Source organism: Sporosarcina thermotolerans (assembly GCF_042658975.1).
In the GTDB taxonomy this organism is placed as follows: Bacteria; Bacillota; Bacilli; order Bacillales_A; family Planococcaceae; genus Sporosarcina; species Sporosarcina thermotolerans.
Genome location: NZ_JBHSRM010000029.1, coordinates 19,076 through 39,579, shown reverse-complemented (window position 1 = coordinate 39,579; position 20,504 = coordinate 19,076). Strand labels below are relative to the sequence as shown.

The 20,504-nt window shown below is 44.4% G+C and carries 19 protein-coding genes and 1 riboswitch; of the genes, 8 read left to right on the top strand and 11 right to left on the bottom strand.

What is annotated here, in order from left to right; genetic code table 11:
* Positions 1-130: 130 nt before the first annotated feature.
* From ACFPZG_RS18025 to ACFPZG_RS18015, 3 genes are read right to left on the bottom strand one after another with little or no spacing between them, the layout of a single operon-like run.
* Positions 131-1,213: a protein arginine kinase gene (locus ACFPZG_RS18025; RefSeq protein ID WP_317940525.1), complete on the bottom strand. Its 1,083-nt coding sequence runs from the start codon at positions 1,211-1,213 to the stop codon at positions 131-133.
* Positions 1,203-1,766: a UvrB/UvrC motif-containing protein gene (locus ACFPZG_RS18020; RefSeq protein WP_283733624.1), complete on the bottom strand. Its 564-nt coding sequence runs from the start codon at positions 1,764-1,766 to the stop codon at positions 1,203-1,205. The genes ACFPZG_RS18025 and ACFPZG_RS18020 overlap by 11 nt, the downstream gene beginning before the upstream one ends.
* Before the next feature lie 26 nt (positions 1,767-1,792).
* A complete protein-coding gene (locus ACFPZG_RS18015) occupies positions 1,793-2,263 on the bottom strand; it encodes a CtsR family transcriptional regulator (RefSeq protein WP_283733623.1) in 471 nt (156 codons plus the stop codon).
* Between the two features lie 75 nt (positions 2,264-2,338).
* Here ACFPZG_RS18015 and ACFPZG_RS18010 point away from each other — a divergent pair, with 75 nt between their 5' ends.
* Positions 2,339-2,560, top strand: a complete 222-nt coding sequence (locus ACFPZG_RS18010; protein ID WP_381428292.1) for a hypothetical protein — start codon at positions 2,339-2,341, stop codon at positions 2,558-2,560.
* Between the two features lie 41 nt (positions 2,561-2,601).
* Here the strand turns inward: ACFPZG_RS18010 and ACFPZG_RS18005 are convergent, their stop codons facing one another.
* The 3 genes from ACFPZG_RS18005 to ACFPZG_RS17995 form a co-directional block, all read right to left on the bottom strand.
* Positions 2,602-4,275 carry a hypothetical protein gene (locus ACFPZG_RS18005; RefSeq protein ID WP_317940523.1) on the bottom strand — a complete coding sequence of 558 codons (1,674 nt, stop codon included), beginning with the start codon at positions 4,273-4,275 and terminating at the stop codon, positions 2,602-2,604.
* A 144-nt stretch (positions 4,276-4,419) separates the two neighbouring features.
* Positions 4,420-5,016, bottom strand: coding sequence for a biotin transporter BioY (locus ACFPZG_RS18000; RefSeq protein WP_283733621.1), 597 nt, complete (start codon positions 5,014-5,016; stop codon positions 4,420-4,422).
* Positions 5,017-5,149: 133 nt separating this feature from the next.
* Positions 5,150-5,332 carry a histidine kinase gene (locus ACFPZG_RS17995; RefSeq protein WP_283733620.1) on the bottom strand — a complete coding sequence of 61 codons (183 nt, stop codon included), beginning with the start codon at positions 5,330-5,332 and terminating at the stop codon, positions 5,150-5,152.
* A gap of 115 nt (positions 5,333-5,447) precedes the next feature.
* Positions 5,448-5,556: riboswitch (SAM riboswitch) on the top strand.
* An 86-nt stretch (positions 5,557-5,642) separates the two neighbouring features.
* Here ACFPZG_RS17995 and ACFPZG_RS17990 point away from each other — a divergent pair.
* A complete protein-coding gene (locus ACFPZG_RS17990) occupies positions 5,643-7,490 on the top strand; it encodes a bifunctional homocysteine S-methyltransferase/methylenetetrahydrofolate reductase (RefSeq protein WP_283733619.1) in 1,848 nt (615 codons plus the stop codon).
* Entirely contained in the window at positions 7,483-10,920 is a 3,438-nt protein-coding gene (gene metH, locus ACFPZG_RS17985; protein WP_317940566.1) for a methionine synthase, read from the top strand. The genes ACFPZG_RS17990 and metH overlap by 8 nt, the downstream gene beginning before the upstream one ends.
* A gap of 100 nt (positions 10,921-11,020) precedes the next feature.
* Here metH and ACFPZG_RS17980 read toward each other — a convergent pair whose 3' ends face one another.
* Positions 11,021-11,302 carry a hypothetical protein gene (locus ACFPZG_RS17980; RefSeq protein WP_381428289.1) on the bottom strand — a complete coding sequence of 94 codons (282 nt, stop codon included), beginning with the start codon at positions 11,300-11,302 and terminating at the stop codon, positions 11,021-11,023.
* A 214-nt stretch (positions 11,303-11,516) separates the two neighbouring features.
* Positions 11,517-11,696, bottom strand: a complete 180-nt coding sequence (locus ACFPZG_RS17975; protein WP_283733617.1) for a hypothetical protein — start codon at positions 11,694-11,696, stop codon at positions 11,517-11,519.
* Between the two features lie 161 nt (positions 11,697-11,857).
* Here ACFPZG_RS17975 and ACFPZG_RS17970 point away from each other — a divergent pair, with 161 nt between their 5' ends.
* Both ACFPZG_RS17970 and ACFPZG_RS17965 read left to right on the top strand, forming a co-directional pair.
* Entirely contained in the window at positions 11,858-12,250 is a 393-nt protein-coding gene (locus ACFPZG_RS17970; RefSeq protein ID WP_283733616.1) for a thiol-disulfide oxidoreductase DCC family protein, read from the top strand.
* A gap of 128 nt (positions 12,251-12,378) precedes the next feature.
* Positions 12,379-13,773 carry an S-layer homology domain-containing protein gene (locus ACFPZG_RS17965; RefSeq protein WP_283733615.1) on the top strand — a complete coding sequence of 465 codons (1,395 nt, stop codon included), beginning with the start codon at positions 12,379-12,381 and terminating at the stop codon, positions 13,771-13,773.
* An 82-nt stretch (positions 13,774-13,855) separates the two neighbouring features.
* Here the strand turns inward: ACFPZG_RS17965 and ACFPZG_RS17960 are convergent, their stop codons facing one another.
* Positions 13,856-14,224: a DUF779 domain-containing protein gene (locus ACFPZG_RS17960; protein ID WP_283733614.1), complete on the bottom strand. Its 369-nt coding sequence runs from the start codon at positions 14,222-14,224 to the stop codon at positions 13,856-13,858.
* 42 nt (positions 14,225-14,266) lie between these two features.
* The gene (gene adh, locus ACFPZG_RS17955) at positions 14,267-15,808 is read right to left on the bottom strand and encodes an aldehyde dehydrogenase (protein ID WP_283733613.1); all 1,542 of its coding nucleotides are present in this window, start codon (positions 15,806-15,808) and stop codon (positions 14,267-14,269) included.
* 389 nt (positions 15,809-16,197) lie between these two features.
* Between adh and ACFPZG_RS17950 the strand changes: the two genes are divergently transcribed.
* Positions 16,198-17,358 carry a S1C family serine protease gene (locus ACFPZG_RS17950; protein ID WP_283733612.1) on the top strand — a complete coding sequence of 387 codons (1,161 nt, stop codon included), beginning with the start codon at positions 16,198-16,200 and terminating at the stop codon, positions 17,356-17,358.
* Positions 17,359-17,402: 44 nt separating this feature from the next.
* Here the strand turns inward: ACFPZG_RS17950 and ACFPZG_RS17945 are convergent, their stop codons facing one another.
* The gene (locus tag ACFPZG_RS17945; protein ID WP_317940522.1) at positions 17,403-18,419 is read right to left on the bottom strand and encodes an asparaginase; all 1,017 of its coding nucleotides are present in this window, start codon (positions 18,417-18,419) and stop codon (positions 17,403-17,405) included.
* A 231-nt stretch (positions 18,420-18,650) separates the two neighbouring features.
* On the opposite strand from ACFPZG_RS17945, the gene ACFPZG_RS17940 reads away from it, so the two are divergent.
* A complete protein-coding gene (locus ACFPZG_RS17940) occupies positions 18,651-19,376 on the top strand; it encodes a gamma-glutamyl-gamma-aminobutyrate hydrolase family protein (RefSeq protein ID WP_283733611.1) in 726 nt (241 codons plus the stop codon).
* Entirely contained in the window at positions 19,363-20,289 is a 927-nt protein-coding gene (locus ACFPZG_RS17935; protein WP_283733610.1) for a dipeptidase, read from the top strand. The genes ACFPZG_RS17940 and ACFPZG_RS17935 overlap by 14 nt, the downstream gene beginning before the upstream one ends.
* Positions 20,290-20,504: the final 215 nt, after the last annotated feature.

Here is a 20,504-nt window from a genome sequence, read left to right as displayed (position 1 = left end):
GAAAGCGTGGAATTGGGATCTCTCTTTACTTTATTCTGATAGATTGTAAACAATCCACCTTCATGAAATTGACTTTGACTATCTTTGACGTAAGTATAATGAAAAGAAAAGTGACGTGCAAAAAAATTGCTCAATTTTCTGTAGTATTATCTTTGGATTGCAGCTCAATCTTTAAACGCTCACGGAATAGGTTCGCGCGGAAGATATCCCTTTCTTCTGCCGTTAATTCGGAACCGGCATATTGTTGAAGGAAACCCGGTTGCATGAAAATCATTAATTCGTTCAAAATAGACATATCGACATCCTTAATAAGACCAAGGTCAATTCCGAGACGGACGTCCGATAGACAACGGGCCGCCTCTCCTGAAGGCAACAATCTTGCGAAAGAGATTATGCCGAGTGAACGGAACAGTTTGTTCTCCAGTGCGACTTGGGACTTGGAAAGCAGAATTTCACGAGAACGACGTTCATGTGCGATTAGTCGTAATGCTATATTCTTCAAATCGGCCAAGATCTCCTTCTCCGGTTTACCCAAAGTCGTCTGATTTGATACTTGATAAATATTCCCCGGCGCTTCACTGCCTTCCCCATAACTACCCCTGACTACCATGCCAAGTCTTGTAATGGCGGGAATGATGCGATCAATCTGCTTTGTAATTGTCAATGCGGGTAAATGCATCATGACCGATGCACGCATGCCTGTTCCAGTATTCGAAGGGCAGCTCGTCAAATAGCCGAACTCCTCGTCGTATGCATATGGCAATTCGTTTTCAAGATAATCATCCACTGAATCCGCGTGTTCATATGCATTTTCCAGCTGAAATCCTGGATAGATGCACTGGATACGGATGTGGTCCTCCTCATTCACCATAATGCTCAGCGTTTCATCTTCAGACAGAAGAACCGCACCATAGCGTTTCGGATCTGTCAAATGCGGACTGACAAGATGCTTTTCAACTAACACTTGCCTATCAAGCATGGGCAATTCTGACATCTTCATATAGGCATACCCTTTTTCATCGGAATTAAGCAATGCAGCGGCAGCTAACCCGTCAACTTTTCCCGCCTCTTCGGCAGTGAAAGCTATCGGGAAACGAAATCCTCTTAAATTACGAGCAAGCCGAATTCTTGTCGACATGACAATATCCGAGTGTTCTCCATGGGACGCCATCCACCCAGTGACAGCCCCCCTCATGAATTTATCAATCGACATCGCTTTCGCCTCCCCCGGTACCGTCTTTCGCCAAATGCTGTTTCAATTCATTCACTTCATCTCTTAAAGCGGCTGCATCTTCGAACCGTTCTTCAACAATTGCCTCCTGCATTTTTATTCGGATCTCTTCAATCTTCTTTTTCACCGCAAACATTTCGTTGAATGAAACCGGAATTTTTCCCGCATGCTTCGTATGACCATTATGAAGCTTACCGAAAACCCGTGGCAATCGCTCCCTAAACGTGTCATAGCAGGTCGGGCATCCGAACTTACCGATGTCGAGGAATTTCCTGAATGTCAGTTCACACTCCGGACAAGTTGGCCCCTCAGGCATGCTTTCCCTGGATTGCTGAAAAGGTTGCACTGATTCGTTCCCACCGAACCAATGGGAAAGGAATTGTTGAATTGACAGTGGTTCCTGATTCGGATCAAAATGAAACATCTGTGATTGGAATGCACATTTTTCACATAGATGGCGTTCCGTAGTACCATTCACGCTTTCCTGCGTAAAGATTACGGATGCCGGCCGTTCGTTGCAATTATCGCAATTCATGATCTGCACCTCATATTCGTCAATTTCTATTCCATTTGCCTGTAGATTAACGTCATAAGCATCGCTTGCAAAATCCTTGCTCTAATGAGGTCACGTTCCGGCAATGGCTGGTGGAGTGTCGTTCGATCTACCGCAGCAAGTATAATTCTTGACTCACGTTCGGAGATGACCTCTTCCATAGTCAAACGATAGACGATATCTTCAGCCATCGTATATGTCGCACCTTGCTGGATACCATTTAAAATATGTTCAATTAATTCTTTATGCGAATTCGTTTGAACTCGATAAATGCGGATATATCCCCCGCCTCCACGCTTCGATTCAACCGCGTACCCCCGCTCAACTGTGAAACGTGTATTAATGACATAATTGATCTGGGAAGGGACACATTGGAACTTCTCTGCCACTTCACTGCGTTTGATCTCCACTGTTCCACTATCTTCCTTTTCGATAATCGCTTTTAAATATCCTTCAATAATGTCAGAAATGTTTCGCATTAACTCACCTCTTTCTTCTGGTGATAAGCCATTGACTTTGACTATCTTTGACTTAATTGTACATGGAAATACGTTATGAAGGCAATTGAAATGCAATCTGTTCAAAGGATGGGACAATTTGTTGAGATACATACGAGATATATGTGTTTGTTTATGAAAAGGCTGGGGAAAATGAGCGGTTTCCAGGAGAAACGAGCGCTTCCGGAAATAAACGAGCGGTTCCCGGGAGAAACGAGCGGTTCCGGGAATAAACGAGCGGATTTCCAAGAAAAACGAGCGCTTGCAGATAATCAATAAAGAAAGGCAGCTCCCGGTATTTCGAGAACTGCCTCATTTAATCATTCAATTGTCATGTTTTTCATTAACTTAACAGGTAGGAATTGTTCACCCGTTTCGTAATACGTGATCGCAAGATGATCGCCTTCTTGAATATAGATTGAAAGCGGAACAGCTTCGGTGGAAACAATGTAATTCCGTCCGTCATCCCCTAAAATAGAAACAATGGTGAAGTCCCCGGCGCGTTCCTTGTAAACGCGAACTACACCAACTTCCACTTTCGCTTCAGGTGCGCCTGAGCTGCCGTCAACCGTACTGCCACCGCGCTGTAATGCCGTTTTATAAAGCCTTAAAGCTTCATTAGGAGAATTAGCATAAACGGAAATCTCCGGATTCGCTGCTGAAACGATGAAATAGTTTTGCAAGAAGCCATTTGAATCGAGAACCGGCGTCAACCAGCTTGCTTCACCATAGAAGTTGTATAGCACAGGCATTTCCCCGGTCCATTTCTTCTCAATGAACTTCTTTTCAATAATTTGAAGTGTTCCTTGCGAATCCATGTAGGACTCCTCCAAATTACCAGTGTAATAAATTGCTTTTCCAGTCCGACCATCCGTCAATGCATATCCAAGCATCGAATCGACTTCCTCTTTCGGGCTAGTAAAATCAGTGAAGTAAAACATATGGCCATTTTCGTCGAATACAGGGCTAACATTCGCCTCTGTCCCTTCGTCCGACGGAAGCTTGACATCTTTCTTCCCTACGATTGAATTCCAAAAACCGTGGACGTATTTACCGAAATAGCTGTTTTGAAGGCTGACCGCTTCCGGAGAAACCGCTCCATCAACGAATTCCGGTACTTCTGAGAGAGCATACTGATTCAATTCTCCCGATGCTGGATCGACCATGACGATCCCCTGGACATCGAACCCGTTCCTTGCCGTGATGAAATTCCCGTATGAACGGATATAATGCGGCTTGCCCTCATCGTCGATCTCAAGTTGGACATCGCCGTAAAAAATCAGTTCAGGCTTAGCCATCCGCATATGTCGTTCAACCTGCTTGCCGAAAAATGAAGAAGGCGTGTAGGACATCTCAGTTTTCACGAACTTCGGATTGTCAGCTGAATCGGTCGCACTCATTGTGAAATAACCAGGTGTCGTTTTTGCGTTCCACCATTTGAAGAAGCCCGAAAATTCGACTGGCGCAATATAGACAAATTCCCCGTCCACTTTTTGGATTTGTAAATGCCCCAACTCGTAATAGCTTGTATTCGGTACTTGCCCGAATGCTTTTTTCATTTTATTCCGGGCAAATTGCGGCGGCACACTCGCAGGTGTTTTTGTTTCATCGAACGCTTTGATTTCCACTTGCTGATCCATTTCCACTGCTTCATATTTTTGATCGGCATTGAAGAGTGGTGCACTAAGGATGAATGCACTTACGGATAGCGCCGCCAAAAACAGTACCACCTTAATGCTTCGCTCTTTCCCTGTTGCAAAGATTATGCCAAGAATCGTTGCAGCTAACAGCATGGCCCATAGCGACGTCCAATTCCTGTCCAAATTCGTAAGGTAATAAATTAGAAATGTGAACAAGCCTATGAGAATAACCGCTCCGGACAAGGCGCCAATCCTATTAAAGGCAGCTTCCCCGTTTTCTTTAGACCCGAACGGAACGATTATAATTGCGGATATGATTCCAACCACTAGTGAAAATAGCAATAAATTTATCATGCAAACACTCTTTTCTTATAAAATTTTCACTCACCTACTATACGAATGAACTTGCCATTAGATTCATTTTTATTTTAGAAAATTTATCGCAATCATAATAAAAAAAGACAATCCGCACAATTGAAGCTGTACGGATTGTCCTTTTTATATCGTCCTTCTAACCCTTAATACTTTGTACATCCTGTGTCCGAAAATCCCAGCAAGTATCGACAGTAAAATATCCTTAGGAAGTGGCGGTACCATCCACATCCAAGCAACTCCGTAACTGAATGCATCTGGAGCCGCAGCCCACAGCTTGTATGCAAAGTACATCCAATTCGTCCCGATTACGTAATTTATGACAAGGGCAACAAGCCCTGCAACGACATAACTTCGTAAACTGCCGTACTTTTCGACAATTTTCCCCGCTACAAATGCAACTAATATAAACGAAACAACGAAGCCGAAAGTCGGTACCAAAATGAAGCCAAAGCCCCCTTGGAACTTTGAAAAAATAGGTGCACCCGCCAAACCTGCGAACATATACACTGTCATCGAAATTGCACCGAGTCGGCTTCCAAGCAAAAGCCCTGCCAACACGGCAAAAAAGGTTTGCAACGTTATCGGGACTCCGCCAATGACAAGGAAAGGCACGAACCACGTTATATTCGCTCCGATCATCATCAATGCCGCAAACATCCCACAATAGACAATACTGAATGCACTCATACCCGTTTTTGTTTTTACACTAGCTGTTGTCATAATCCACCTCATAATTTGAGTTATCTTCAATAGAATAAAAGTTAACTCAAATTGTGTCAACCTGTTTCTCAAACAAGTTAACCATAGGTATATAAAAAAATCGACAGCATTCCGGCTATCGATTCCTCTTCAATCATTCTTTATCTTCACTTTTTGGGAATAAAAAATAGGATATTGTACCGCTAAGGATAGCAGCACCTATCGATATCCATACTCTGGATGTTCCTGGTACTTCCTGAAAGTTTATATGGAGCATATACCATGAAATTCCGGCAACAAGAAGTGCAATTGGAATTGAAAACTTGAAAATCCTCAACGTATTCACCTTCTATTTTTTGTTCGTATGCCCATTCTATCATAATTCATCTATTGACGTATTAAACATTTAACGGTATGATGTTTTAAATTATTCTAACAACTAAATTAATATTTTCTTATCAAGAGAAGCTGAGGGACTGGCCCGTCGAAGCTTCAGCAACCAGCCGTTGTAATCGGTAAGGTGCTAATTCCAGCAGGTTTATATGACCTGACAGATGAGAAGGATAGCGAATTATCGCGTTTTTTTAAAAGCCTTCTATTTCAAGAAGGCTTTTTTATTTTTATATTAGAGCGGGAGGATGAAGGGCTTGAAATTACTTGATCGATTGCAAAACGAAGTACTTGTCGCAGATGGAGCAATGGGAACTTTGCTTTATTCATACGGGATTGACTTTTGTTATGAAGAATTGAATGTCGAGAAACCTGAAATCATCGAAAAGATACATAGGGATTATATTGCTGCAGGCGCTGATATCATCCAGACGAACACGTATGGCGCAAATTTCCTTAAGCTTGCCCGTTATGGCCAAGAAGATAGAGTGAAAGAATACAATGAGGCGGCAGTCCGTATTGCAAAGCGGGCGGCAGCTCCCGGAAATCAGTATGTCCTTGGGACAATCGGGGGACTACTTGGCATCCGTAAAAGTGATGCATCAACTTCAGAAGTGCTGAAGTATGTTCAACAACAAGCAGACGCGCTGCTTACCGGCGAACCCGATGGATTGTTGTTGGAAACGTATTATGATTTCGAAGAGTTATCAATGGTCGTCACAGAGCTAAGGAAGATGACCGATTTGCCGATTATCGCGCAAGTTTCGATGGATGAACCAGGAATTCTTCAGAATGGATTGCAATTAAATGATGCCCTTCATCGCCTCGAGTCGTTAGGGGCAGACATTGTTGGCGTCAACTGCCGATTAGGTCCTTACCATACGATCCAAGCTTTTGACAATGTGACCTTGCCGAAGCATGCGTTCCTGTCCGCTGCACCGAATGCAAGCTTGCTCGATGTAGAAGACGGCAGAATCGTTTATGCGTCCGAAGCAGATTATTTCGGTCGGGCGGCAACATTACTCCGCGAAGAGGGCGTCCGTCTTATCGGGGGATGCTGCGGAACGACACCAATGCATATCGCCGCCGCGAAAAAGCAATTAAGAGGTCTGCCCCCGATTATAGAGAAAGTCGTCAATCCAAAGAAACCAATCGTCATCCGTGAAGCCGACCCTGTCAAATATGAACCACTGCATATAAAAGCAAAAACGAAACGGACGGTCATTGTGGAGCTCGATACACCGCGACACTTGGAGACCGATAAGTATTTTGAAGGGGCAAACCTACTATACGACGCTGGCGTTGATGCGGTTACTTTGGCCGACAACTCACTTGCCTCCCCCCGCATTAGCAATATGGCGATGGGTTCGATCTTGAAGCATGAATATAATGTGCGACCGCTTGTCCATTTGACATGCCGTGACCATAATTTGATCGGACTCCAATCCCATCTTATGGGTCTTGATGCGTTAGGCATTCACGATATCCTTGCCGTCACGGGTGACCCGACGAAAGTAGGCGATTTTCCAGGCGCAACGAGTGTCTATGACGTTTCCAGCATGGAATTATTGCAGCTTATCAAGCAGTTGAATGAAGGAATTTCATTTACAGGAAAACCGCTTCGTAAAAAGGCGAATTTCTCTGTAGCAGCCGCGTTCAACCCGAATGTACGTGTCCTTGATCGAGCGGTAAAGAGGCTCGAGAAAAAGATTGAATGCGGAGCAGATTATATTATTACACAGCCAGTCTATACGAAAGAAAAGATTATTGACATCTACGAAGCAACGAAACATTTAGATACACCGATTTTCATCGGTATCATGCCACTAACGAATATTCGGAACGCCGAATTTTTACATCATGAAGTGCCTGGCATCAAGCTTTCCGAGGAGGTCTTGGAAAGAATGCGTGCATGCGGGGATGATCGAGAAAAGGCGACACAGGAAGGCATCACTATTGCCAAGGGATTAGTCGATACAGCCGCTGAGCTATTCAACGGCATTTATATCATTACTCCGTTCCTGCGCTATGACATGTCACTGGAACTAATCAACCATATTAAAGAGCTCGACGCGGAGAAGGAGAGGAAAATTGTCCATGCCTAAACATCTCATAGAACAGCAACTTGAAAAAAGAATCCTCATCATAGACGGGGCAATGGGCACGATGCTGCAAGCGGAGGACCTGTCTGCACACGATTTTGGCGGAGAGGAGTATGAAGGCTGTAACGAGTACTTGAATATTCTACGGCCGGATATCTTAGGGAAAATCCATCGTGCCTACCTTGAGGCTGGCGCAGATATAATCTGCACGAACACTTTCGGGGGCACCCCTCTTGTATTGGACGAATTCAGCCTTGGCCATCGTGTCCGTGAAATCAATAAAAGAGCTGTTGAAATTGCAAAACAGTGTGCTGCCGAATACTCAACTAGTGAATGGCCGCGTTTCGTTGCCGGAGCAATCGGACCGACTACGAAGACACTTTCCGTCACTGGGGGCATTACTTTCGATAAGTTATCCGATAATTTCTATGTTCAGGCAAAGGCTTTAATTGAAGGCGGTGCCGATCTTTTATTGATGGAGACGAGCCAGGATATGCTCAATGTGAAAGCAGGTACGATTGGGATTAAGCGGGCTTTCGACGAGACAGGCATTGAGCTGCCTGTCATGATTTCGGGTACGATCGAGCCGATGGGCACTACATTGGCTGGTCAAAGCATCGAAGCTTTCTATATTTCCATAGAGCATATAAAGCCGCTATCTGTCGGCTTAAACTGCGCGACCGGTCCCGAATTCATGACGGATCACCTACGTTCCCTTTCCGATTTGGCGACAGGTTTTGTTACTTGCTATCCTAATGCAGGGCTACCGGATGAGGAAGGCCATTATCATGAAACACCGGAATCACTGTCTAAGAAATTAAAAGGGTTTGCGGAAAAAGGATGGCTCAACATGGTCGGTGGCTGTTGCGGAACAACACCCGACCATGTTCACGCAATCCGGGAAGCTGTTAACGGGATTACCCCTCGCCCAAAACCTGAAGTCGCCCATGATCATGCCGTTTCAGGCATTGAGCCATTGGTATATGATCCATCAATGCGTCCTCTATTGATCGGAGAGCGGACGAATGTCATCGGGTCAAGGAAATTCAAGCGGTTGATCGTCGAGGAGAAGTTTGAAGAGGCTTCCGAAATCGCACGTGCACAAGTGCGCGGCGGTGCCCACGTCCTTGACATATGCCTTGCGAATCCGGACCGGGATGAGCTCGAAGACATGACGAAATTCATGAAGGAAGTCGTCAAAAAAGTAAAGGTGCCTCTCGTCATCGACTCGACAGATGAGAAGGTCATCGAAGAAGCGTTAAAGTTCTCACAAGGGAAAGCGATTATCAATTCCATCAACTTGGAAGATGGCGAAGAAAGATTCGACGCAGTTTTGCCTCTCGTGAAGAAATACGGTGCTGCCGTCGTCGTCGGTACGATCGATGAAATCGGAATGGCAGTTACGCGCGAACGGAAACTTGAAATTGCGGAACGCTCCTATGATCTGCTTGTGAATAAATGGGGAATCGCTCCAGAAGATATAATTTTTGACCCTCTCGTCTTCCCTGTTGGAACAGGTGATGCACAATACATCGGGTCAGCCGTCGAAACAATTGAAGGCATTCGACTTATCAAGGAGAAAATGCCACGTAGCTTAACAACACTTGGCGTGAGCAATGTGTCGTTCGGACTGCCCCCTGTCGGACGGGAAGTGCTGAACGCGGTCTACTTGTATCATTGCACGCAGGCTGGACTCGATTACGCGATTGTTAATACCGAGAAGTTAGAACGGTACGCCTCCATACCTGAGAGTGAAATAAAACTTGCGAATGACCTTCTCTTCACGACTACGGATGAGACACTTGCGGAGTTCACTGATTTCTACCGGGATAAAAAGAAAGAAAAGACGGAGGACGATATTCCGAAGACCGTCCCTGAACGTCTTGCGTATTATGTCGTCGAGGGGACGAAAGAAGGGCTCATCCCTGACTTGGAAGCAGCGCTCGAGATGTATGATACGCCGCTTGACGTCATTAATGGACCGTTGATGGAAGGGATGTCCGAAGTCGGTCGCCTGTTCAATGAAAACCAGCTGATTGTCGCGGAAGTGCTTCAAAGTGCGGAAGTGATGAAAGCTTCGGTTTCATTCCTCGAGCAGTTCATGGAGAAGAAAGAGGATGATTCCGGTAAAGGGAAAATCGTCTTGGCTACGGTCAAAGGGGATGTCCATGACATTGGGAAAAACCTGGTCGAAATTATATTGAGCAATAACGGATACCGTGTCATTGATATCGGCATTAAGGTGACACCCGCGACGCTCATAGACGTCATTCGGAAAGAGAAGCCCGACATTATTGGCTTATCTGGTTTACTCGTGAAGTCAGCGCAGCAAATGGTATTGACCGCGCAAGATTTCAAGGAGGCAGGCATCGACACACCCGTCATGGTAGGGGGTGCAGCATTGACACGCAGATTCACTGAGACAAAAATTGCGTCTCAATACAATGGACCTGTCATTTACGCGAAGGATGCGATGCAAGGGTTAGAGCTCGCGAACCGGTTGCAGGGTGGAGAACGGGAGGCTTTGTTGAACGAACTTGTTGAGAAACAAGAAAAGCGCATCGAGTCAGAGGCAATCCGTGCCAACCGCGACACGGCAGTTGCCGTTTTACCAAGGCCTGTGAAGACGGTTCGGGAAGATGCACCGGTATTCGTCCCATCGGACTTGCGCAGACGCGTCTTGAGGGATTATTCCGTCTCGCATTTATATCCATACGTCAATATGCGGACGCTGATTGGGCATCATTTAGGCTTGCGCGGGAATTTCGATAAGATGCTTGCGAATGGAGAGGAACGCGCAGTGCAGCTTCATGAAATGGTCACCAGCTTCCTCGAATCCGACCATTTATCGGCTTCTGGCTTGTATCAATTCTTCCCCGCACAAGCGGACGGAGACGATGTCATCATTTACGATCCTGCAGATGCAAAGACGGAAATCGAACGCTTTACCTTCCCTCGTCAAAGCAAGGAGCCATTCCTCTGCCTCGCCGACTTTTTGAAAACGGTGGACAGCGGCGAAATGGATTATGTTGCGTTTATGCAAGTGACGGCGGGTCATGGAGTAAGAGAATATGCGAACAGATTAAAGGCCGAAGGAAAATTCCTTGAGAGTCATGCGTTCCAGGCGACAGCACTTGAACTTGCAGAAGGATTTGCGGAGCGTATCCATCAGGAAATCCGCGACCAATGGGGATTCCCGGATACTACCGACTTCACAATGCGCGACCGCTTTGCAGCCAAATACCAGGGGCAGCGTTTTTCATTCGGCTACCCGGCTTGTCCGAATTTGGATGACCAGGCGAAGCTGTTCGGTTTGTTAAAACCAGAGGATATCGGCGTACAGTTGACGGAAGAATTCATGATGGAACCGGAAGCCTCTGTATCCGCAATCGTGTTTTCACATCCGGATGCAAGATATTTCAATGTAGACTAAGGCGATGCCCCACTGGTTGAATGCTTTTCAATAGCTTGCAAAAAACATCATTAAAAAAGCTGTTCCACCAATCGCTCGGTGGGACAGCTTTTCATGTTTTTTAATACGGTCTTCTTCCAAATCCGCCGAATCCTCTTCCGCCATCAAAGCCGCGGCCTCCACCAAATCCTGGTCCTCGGCCTGGGAATACCGGAGCACCCATTACGTTTTCAGTAGTTTCGGTGTAGTAGTGTCGTGGCGTGATAACAGGATGTTGTCTGTTAACGTTAACAATCGGATGAACATAAGGAACTTCAACCGGGAAAAATTGGTCATTGAAACGACATTGCGTCGGGCACACGATTGGTTGGAACTGGGTCTGCGGCATTTGATTTACCGGCATCATCATTTGAGGAAAACCGCATTGTCCGCCACAGCGTCCGCCACAGCGACCTCCACATTGTCCATGTTGCATCATCATCTTCACTCACCCCCTCCATCTATTACATGTTGAAAAATATAGGACAGACGGGCGAGCGACTATAGACGTTATAAATTCTACTGCGCCAAACAAAAAAGGACCTTCCCATCATTTAGGGAAACGCCCTTTACTTGTGTCACTGATACGTCCTCGGCAGTTCATTTTCATCAAAACCTGAAGATTCTTTCCTACTCGTTATCCGTCCTTCTTTCGGATAATGGACAGGCGCTCCCTCATCGATCATATCAAGTGATCGAATATAATCAGGATCCCTTCTGCGTTCCATTTCAAGCGGATCAATGAATCGATGTTCCATTCAACTCACCCCTCAACAAATAGTACCTAAGGCAAATGTTACGGGAAACGACTATTTCATTTCTGTTAGTATACTGCGATAAACATAGATTAATGTCTGTAGTTTTTTTACGTCTAAAAAGGATATACTATTAATATAAACGTCTAATAGGAGGCGCATCGATGAAACGAATCGTATTATTCGATGGAGAATGTAATTTTTGCAACTCCAGCGTACAGTTCATTATAAAGCGGGACCCTGCCGCCCATTTCCTCTTTACTTCATTGCAAAGTGATATCGGCCAAAAATATGTGAAGCAGTACCGTATTCCTGCGGACGTGGATAGCATTGTCCTCATTGAAAACGAAAGGGCATACACGAAATCTTCAGCTGCTCTTCATATTGCCAAGAAACTTGACGGCTTATGGCATCTCCTTTTCCTATTTATACTCGTCCCTCGTTTCATTCGTGACGGTGTTTATGATTATGTTGCAGAAAACCGTTATCGCTGGTTCGGAAAGAACGAAGACGCATGCATGCTACCCTCCCCGGAGATCAGAAAACGGTTTATCTAACCTATGAAAGGATGCTTTTCAATCCTTTCATAGGCTTTTTGTTTTTATGGTGATAATAAATTTCATTCTATTGTCATGGGCCAATGAATACGCTATTAACGTACGCGAAAATTGATAGGGGGAAAGGCATGGGTAAAAAAATGATTTTCAAACTGCTTGCATCTTTGGTTCTGGCCATTTCATTCGGCATTATTCCATATCAAAGTGCGAGCGCAGCTGACCATTCGGCTAAAATGGTTACAGCTTTCACTGTGAATGACGAGATAACGCAGATTAGCTACCTCGCATTAGGGGATTCGTTAGCTGCAGGCGTCGACTCAACCAACAATATAGGTAAAGGATATGCAGATATCCTTGCCGAATCAATGGTTGAACTGAACTTGCTTCATTCGTTCAATAAGGGGTTTGCATATCCCGGTTTCAAAACAGCGGATGTGCTGAAGGATATCCGCGAAAACAAAACAGGGGCAATTATAGGTTATGGTTTCGATAAACCATCTACGACTATCCATGAAGCCATTAAAAATTCAAACCTCATAACATTGAGTGTAGGTGCGAACGATGTACTTAGTACCCTTAAGATTGATCAAGCCACTGGAAAAGTCGAATATGACGAAGCTCTATTAGGGCAAGCACTTATGCAAGTCGGCCATAATACCAATGAAATCATCAAAGAAGTCCTCACAATCAACCCTAAAGCCAACGTATATGTAATGGGCTATTACAATCCATTTCCGCACCTTCCGAAAGAAATTCAACCCTTACTCTCTAATCTGTTACTGAACTTAAACGGCGCAATTTATAATGCGACATCAGCATATCCAAATGTCTCGTTTGTTTCTACCGATGTAGAAATCGCCAAGGATTATAAAGTCAATGTACCAAACCCAGCCAACATCCATTTAAGTAAGGAAGGATACCATATAGTAGCAAAGCAATTTTGGAAGAGTTTTGGTCTAACAACTATCAAAGTCAGTTTCAAGGATACGAATGGTCATTGGGCTGAGCCATTCATAAATGCAGCTGTCGAACGGGGGATTTTCAAAGGGTATGCGGATGGTACTTTTAGACCAGAAGAAAAACTGACTCGCGCCCAAGCTGCCGCCGTAATAGTTCGCGCATTGAACTTGGATATGCAGGATACAATGACATCACCATTTAAAGATATCGGAAACTATTCGTTATTGACCCAAGCCGAGATAAATTCAGCTTATCACTTCGGTATCATCAAAGGAAACGGGGATTATTTCAAACCATCTGATGAAGTCACAAGAGCTGAACTTGCCCTAATGATTCAACGGGTTGTAGTTTTGAAGACAGGCAAACCACTATCGGTATCCCCTGATTTCGGTCAGCCGTTCAAAGATATAGATGGTCTTAACGCAGAGACTAAGACTGCCATATTAGCCATGGCCCAGTTAGGTGTTATCGACGGAAGTAATGGTTCGTTTATGCCAAATGATTCAACTACAAGGGCACAAGTTTCAAAAATTCTTGTGAACTTCATAAAGCTTATGAACTAAAAAACAGTCCCCCCCCTTTATTTATAAGGGGGGAACTGTTTTTTCTCTTATTCACCGAAAGTCGTTAGTGCCAAAAACGATTTTACAACATCAGCCTTTCCTGCAGTACCTTATTCTCTTCGGATGTAAAAGCCCTTGACCTTGTAAGAAATCGTTTTCCCTCTACTCCTTCCAGCGAAAACATGCCGCCACGGCCATCTACGACGTCAATGATCAGTTGTGTATGCTTCCAATATTCAAACTGGTTCCTATGCATATAGAAAGGTACATCACCAATAGACCCAAGCATAACGTCTTGATCACCGATGATCAAATCGCCTTCTGGATAGCACATCGGGGAGGAACCGTCACAGCAACCGCCCGATTGGTGAAACATCAACGGTCCATGCTTTCCCTTCAATAGTTCGATCAATTCCAAAGCGGCGTCGGTTGCAAGAACACGTTCAGGCATCAACATCCTCCTTTCCTCAATCATCCCATCCCATCATAAGAATCAGAAGAACCCTTGCTTGTCCTCACTGTAGCTAACAAGCATGTTTTTCGTCTGTTGGTAATGTGAAAGCATTTGAAGATGGTTTTCACGTCCGATTCCCGATGCTTTGTAACCTCCGAATGCTGCATGTGCCGGATATGCATGATAGCAATTTGTCCAAACACGTCCCGCTTCAATGCCACGGCCGAAGCGATATGCCGTATTCATATCACGTGTCCAGACACCTGCACCCAAACCGTATAATGTGTCATTTGCAATTTCCAATGCCTCTTCTTTTGTCTTGAATGTCGTGACGGAAACGACCGGTCCGAAAATCTCCTCTTGGAAAATACGCATTTTGTTATTTCCTTTGAAAACTGTCGGTTGAACGTAATAACCTCCCGCTAAATCACCCTCGAGTTTGTTTTGCTCGCCGCCAGTCAGGCACTCGGCTCCTTCCTGCTTTCCGATATCAAGGTAAGATAAAATCTTTTCCAATTGCTCCGTCGAAGCTTGTGCACCCATCATCACTGTCGGGTCAAGCGGATTTCCTACTTTGATCGCCTTAACGCGCTCAATTGCACGCTCCATGAACTTGTCGTAGATGGATTCTTGGATCAATGCACGAGACGGGCATGTGCACACTTCCCCTTGGTTCAATGCAAACATGACGAAACCTTCAACTGCTTTATCTAAGAATGAGTCGTCTTCTGCCATGACGTCCTCGAAGAATATGTTTGGTGACTTCCCGCCAAGTTCAAGTGTCATCGGGATCAAGTTTTGTGATGCATATTGCATAATGAGGCGCCCTGTCGTCGTCTCACCTGTGAATGCAATTTTTCCGATTCGTGGGTTTGAAGCAAGCGGCTTCCCTGCTTCGAGTCCAAAACCGTTGACGATATTGACGACTCCGGCAGGCAATAAATCCTCAATCAGTTCCATCAATACCAAGATGGATGCAGGTGTCTGCTCAGCAGGCTTCAGTATGACGCAGTTTCCTGCAGCGAGCGCAGGAGCAAGCTTCCAAACCGCCATTAGCAATGGGAAGTTCCAAGGGATGATCTGACCAACAACCCCTATCGGCTCGTGGAAATGGTACGCTACTGTGTTATTGTCAATTTGACTGACGCCACCTTCTTGTGCACGGATGGCGGAAGCAAAATATCTGAAATGATCGATTGCAAGCGGTAGGTCTGCATTTAATGTTTCGCGTACCGCTTTTCCGTTTTCCCACGTCTCAGCAACGGCAAGCATCTCAAGATTCGCTTCCATGCGTTCAGCAATTTTCAGCAAGATGTTTGCGCGTTCTGTAACCGAAGTCCGCCCCCAAGCGTCCTTCGCAGCATGTGCAGCATCAAGCGCAAGCTCAATGTCTTCGGCAGTCGATCTTGCCACTTTAGTAAACACTTGTCCTGTAACAGGCGTCGGGTTATCGAAGTATTGCCCATTCACAGGGGCTGTCCATTTTCCGCCAATAAAGTTATCATAGCGTTCCTTGAAGTTTACTTTTGCCCCTTCTGTGTTCGGAAATGCATAAACGTGACTCTCAACAGCTTGTACCATGTTCCATTCCTCCCAATTCATTATAGATTGCTATAGTAAGTGCAAAAATTGCACACAAAGCCATAGTATGCCGAACCGAGCTAAGACATTCTATTTGAAAGCGCATACATTTTTATTTTTGAATGAAGAGTGTGTAAATTCATTCTATCTGACTATAAAGACTATTGCAAGTTTGATAGATTAGGGTGGATTTGGGGGTTATCACCGCTTAGAGAGAGTTTATCACCACTTATGGCAGGTTTATCACCGGTCAAGGAGAGTTTATCACCGCTCACAGCCGGTTTATCACCACTCGCCCTCTATTTACCATTTTTTCATCCCTCCGTAATAATTTGTTCATAATTGCACCTTACAATGACATTAACCAGTTCAAGAGAGGGGTTTTAAATATGGAGAATTCTTTCATTAAGCGATTCATATCAACAGTAGGTGCAGGGGTTCTTGGTTCGGCACTTACGTTAGGGGTTGTGGCCAACACAGATCTTTTACAGGCGAAAATGCCGCAGGAAAAGACAGCTGCCGTAACGGAAAATTCATCAACAACAACAAATATCATCCCAACTTCTACGTATTCCGGATCAACACTTTCAGACATGGTGGAATATGCATCAAAAGGAATTGTCGGTGTCTCCAACTTCAAAACCAATGGCAACCGGTTTGCAGGTAATTCTGAGCTCTCCGAATTCGGAACCGGGTCTGGCGTCATTTATAAGATTGATGGGAATGACGCTTATGTTGTGACAAATAATCATGTCATTGAAGGGGCAGGAAAAATTGAAGTTACATTGGAAGGCGGGGAGAAAGAAACTGCCGAACTCATTGGAAGTGACGCATTGACTGATCTTGCCGTCCTAAAAATCAGCGCATCCAACGTCGATACTGCGCTTGAATTCGGGGATTCGGGTAAGCTGCGTGCAGGCGATACCGTTGTTGCAATCGGTAATCCGCTTAGCTTGGATTTCTCCGGTACAGTCACACAAGGTATCATTAGCGCGCCATCACGCTCAATCGAGGTGAAAACGACCGCTGGAAATTGGGAAATGGATGTCATCCAGACTGATGCCGCCATCAATCCCGGGAACAGTGGCGGAGCCCTTATTAGTGCCGATGGGAAAGTGATCGGCATCAATAGCTTGAAGATTGCTGAAAGTGGCGTGGAAGGACTTGGCTTCGCAATCCCAAGCAATGATGTTGTTCCTTTGCTTGAAGAAATTACGAAAAACGGAAAAATCGAACGACCTTACATCGGAATCAGTCTCGCCGACTTAGCCAATGTTCCATATATGTATGTTCAAAATATCCCACAAGAAGTTAAAGGCGGAGTGATGATCACGAGCGTCGACCCGACATCCGCAGCAGGCAAAGCAGGATTGAAGGAGCAAGACGTCATAACTGCGATCAACGGGACCGACATAATGAATAGTATGGAACTCCGTAAATTCCTTTACTCGGAGCTTTCCATCGGGGATAAAGCACAGTTAACCGTCTATACTGGTGCGGAGAAACGAACAGTTGAGTTGACATTGACAGGTAAAACGCCGATAGAATAAGTAAAAACACCTCCGCCGTGGACTTGGCGGAGGTGTTTCATTGTTTATTGATCAACCGTTTGACGGATAGAAAACACAGGTCGAAGCGTTCCTATTTTTTCTTTTCTTGCATTTAATAATTCAGGGAAATGGTAAGAGGCAAGATCCTTTTTCTCCTGCTCTTGAAGCAAATCCAACTGGTCAAGAATTTCCATAACTACTGCATTTGTCGCGCGGCTATTGCCGTCTTCAATCTTTACAGCAATACCGAGTCCAGCTTCCGGTACGCCTACGCAATAGACGCCTTCAGCACCGACCTTTCCAAATACCCTTCCACCCATATGCTTCATGAAATCTGTACAGAACCTTGCTGTCCCGCCAACCATTTCCGGAGCATTCATCATTGCTTTCGTCACTCTACCAACTGATTGTCTACGGGATTCATCCAATTCGCTTGGATCCGCCATCCTTGCAAAACTAAGAGCCAAATTCTTTAACGGTACACCATGGACCGGTACACCGCAGCCATCGATGCCAATTTGAATATCATTCACCGGTACATCCGTCAACTCGCTAATAACCGATAGTATCCTTTGTTGAACAGGATGTTCCACCTTATAGTAATCGTCAATGCTTTCATTCATATGTATTGCCGTTGCAAGCATTCCACTATGCTTCCCTGAACAGTTGTTATAGATTGGCGTTATTTCTTTGCCTTCTTTTATAACTTCCTCAAATGCCGCTTGAAATCTTGGAGGATGGGTACCACATTGCAAATCAGACACTTCCAAACCAATTCGGCTTAAGATGGATGCAGCCCTATCGGTATGTTGCCTTTCGCCATTATGGGAAGCACAGCATAACGAGAGATCCCCATCATCGAATTGAAAATGATCCGCAGCGCCCGTTTCGATAATTGGAAGGGTTTGCAAAGGTTTCATGGACGAACGTGCAAAAATAACATCATCGATATCACCGACCCTAACAATTACATCCCCTTTTGCATTGACAATCGCAATGCTGCCTCTATGTTTACTTTCAACCAAAGGACCCCGTTCAACATTTACAAGTACTTCAGACATTATAAACACTTCCATTCCCTATATTTATCACAACTATATAATTCTATTATTTTCTACTTTCCGTTTAAATGCAAGTTCGGATTATACCAAATTAATTGAGTTGCAAAAACATTATTGAAAGGTTTTTTTAAGTTTGGTAAGGTTATATCAATTCATCTATCAGACTATTCTGATGTGATGGTGCTTTTTTATCGCTCTAAGCCGCACCATAAAAAGGGAGGGAAATCAGGGTTGAAACCTATTATAGGAATAACTTCTAATGTAGAGCATCTAACTCACACACTTCAGAACACGTATATCCAAGCAGTAATCGCGGGCGGTGGCGTACCGTTAATCATTCCGACAGGTGTGGAAACCGACGTCGGACAAATCACCTCGATCATCGATGGATTAGTTGTTTCAGGCGGTGGGGATATTAATCCAATGGAATTTAACGAAGAACCTATTCAACAGCTTGGGGATGTTACACCTGAAAGAGACTCAATTGAATTGGAATTGGTTCGTCAAATGCTTAGTTTGGATAAACCCATCCTTGGTATTTGTAGAGGTCATCAGATTTTGAATGTAGCCTTCGGAGGAACAATTTACCAGGATATTAACACTCAAATCACTACACCACTCGTGCAACATAATCAAAACGCGAAAAGGAGCCATCAATCCCATACTGTAAATGTTGTGAAAGATACCCTTCTTGCATCAATCACATTATCCGAAAAGATCTTGGTAAATTCCTTTCATCACCAGGCTGTAAAAGATATCCCTTCCCCATTAATCGTTTCAGGACAGGCAAGCGATGGGGTTGTTGAGGCGATGGAAAGTACAAAGCACCACTTTGTTCTTGGAGTGCAATGGCATCCGGAGGCATTGCTCCATAAAGGAGATCAGGTTTCTGATAGATTATTCAAAGCGTATATAAATGCCTGTCTCGAGAGGATGGTTCAAGTTGAAGATAATTGATTTGCATTGTGATGTGTTATATAGAATGGAGCAGTCAAAAGGTGAAATGTCTTTTGAGGATTCCGTGGAACTGGATGTTACTTATAATAAATTGAAACAAGGTGGAGTAAAAATTCAAGCGTTTGCAATCTTCATACACCCATCCATTAAGTCTGACCAAAAGTTCCAGGTAGCGTTAGACCAAATCCATCACTTTTACAATAATGTAATTGGAAAAAATCCGAAAATGAAAGCCCTAAAAAACTGGCAGGAATTTGATCAGCTTGGAGATGACGAGATTGGTGCGTTCCTAACATTGGAAGGCGTCGATTGCATCGGGAATGACTTGCAGAAACTGTCGATTCTTTACGAATTAGGTGTACGTTCAATTGGATTGACTTGGAATAATGCAAACTTGGCTGCGGACGGGGTTGGCGAGGAACGAGGTGCGGGTTTAACTGAGTTCGGAAAAGATATCATCCACTTTTCCAATGAACGCAAGATCCTTTCGGACGTTTCGCATCTAAGTGAACGTGCCTTCTGGGATTTGATGGAGATAGCAGACTATCCTATCGCAAGTCACTCGAATTCAAAGACACTCTGTAGCCATCAAAGGAATCTGACCGATGACCAAGTTAGCCATTTATTCAAAAAGAATGGGCTCATCCATGTCGTATATAATCCTCCTTTCATTACCGGGAAGGATTCGGCATCCATTTCCGATCTCATTGCACATATTGACCACTTTTGTTCACTTGGGGGCGTAAACCAAATTGGATTCGGGTCGGATTTTGACGGTATTTCGAAAAAAGTCACGAATCTTGAGGACGCTTCCATGCATCCAACATTGATTGACGAGCTATTGAAGAAGTATAGCGAGGATGAAGTAGAAGGATTTGCGTTTAAAAACTTCTTGAATCATATACCAAAATAAGACAAAGGGGTCGTCTTTCCCAGACGCCCCCTTTCTCATTTCATATAAATATCCAATTCCAAATCGCCAATCTGATCCATATACAATTCCCTCGTACTGCTTGGTCTTTTGTATTAATTATTAAGAATTTCCTTCACATGAAATTGAGCGACCACACATCAAAACAACGATATTCCATGAGCTTTAATTGTTTTTTGTTTTTAAAATACCTGTAT

Excerpts from the sequence above, each read along its gene's own strand:
- ACFPZG_RS18025 (WP_317940525.1), bottom strand. The coding sequence starts at position 1,213 with ATGTCGATTGATAAATTCATGAGGGGGGCTGTCACTGGGTGGATGGCG.
- ACFPZG_RS18020 (WP_283733624.1), bottom strand. The coding sequence starts at position 1,766 with ATGAATTGCGATAATTGCAACGAACGGCCGGCATCCGTAATCTTTACG.
- ACFPZG_RS18015 (WP_283733623.1), bottom strand. The coding sequence starts at position 2,263 with ATGCGAAACATTTCTGACATTATTGAAGGATATTTAAAAGCGATTATC.
- ACFPZG_RS18010 (WP_381428292.1), top strand. The coding sequence starts at position 2,339 with ATGAAGGCAATTGAAATGCAATCTGTTCAAAGGATGGGACAATTTGTT.
- ACFPZG_RS18005 (WP_317940523.1), bottom strand. The coding sequence starts at position 4,275 with ATGATAAATTTATTGCTATTTTCACTAGTGGTTGGAATCATATCCGCA.
- ACFPZG_RS18000 (WP_283733621.1), bottom strand. The coding sequence starts at position 5,016 with ATGACAACAGCTAGTGTAAAAACAAAAACGGGTATGAGTGCATTCAGT.
- metH (WP_317940566.1), top strand. The coding sequence starts at position 7,483 with ATGCCTAAACATCTCATAGAACAGCAACTTGAAAAAAGAATCCTCATC.
- ACFPZG_RS17980 (WP_381428289.1), bottom strand. The coding sequence starts at position 11,302 with ATGCCGGTAAATCAAATGCCGCAGACCCAGTTCCAACCAATCGTGTGC.
- ACFPZG_RS17975 (WP_283733617.1), bottom strand. The coding sequence starts at position 11,696 with ATGGAACATCGATTCATTGATCCGCTTGAAATGGAACGCAGAAGGGAT.
- ACFPZG_RS17970 (WP_283733616.1), top strand. The coding sequence starts at position 11,858 with ATGAAACGAATCGTATTATTCGATGGAGAATGTAATTTTTGCAACTCC.
- ACFPZG_RS17965 (WP_283733615.1), top strand. The coding sequence starts at position 12,379 with ATGGGTAAAAAAATGATTTTCAAACTGCTTGCATCTTTGGTTCTGGCC.
- ACFPZG_RS17960 (WP_283733614.1), bottom strand. The coding sequence starts at position 14,224 with ATGCCTGAACGTGTTCTTGCAACCGACGCCGCTTTGGAATTGATCGAA.
- adh (WP_283733613.1), bottom strand. The coding sequence starts at position 15,808 with ATGGTACAAGCTGTTGAGAGTCACGTTTATGCATTTCCGAACACAGAA.
- ACFPZG_RS17950 (WP_283733612.1), top strand. The coding sequence starts at position 16,198 with ATGGAGAATTCTTTCATTAAGCGATTCATATCAACAGTAGGTGCAGGG.
- ACFPZG_RS17945 (WP_317940522.1), bottom strand. The coding sequence starts at position 18,419 with ATGTCTGAAGTACTTGTAAATGTTGAACGGGGTCCTTTGGTTGAAAGT.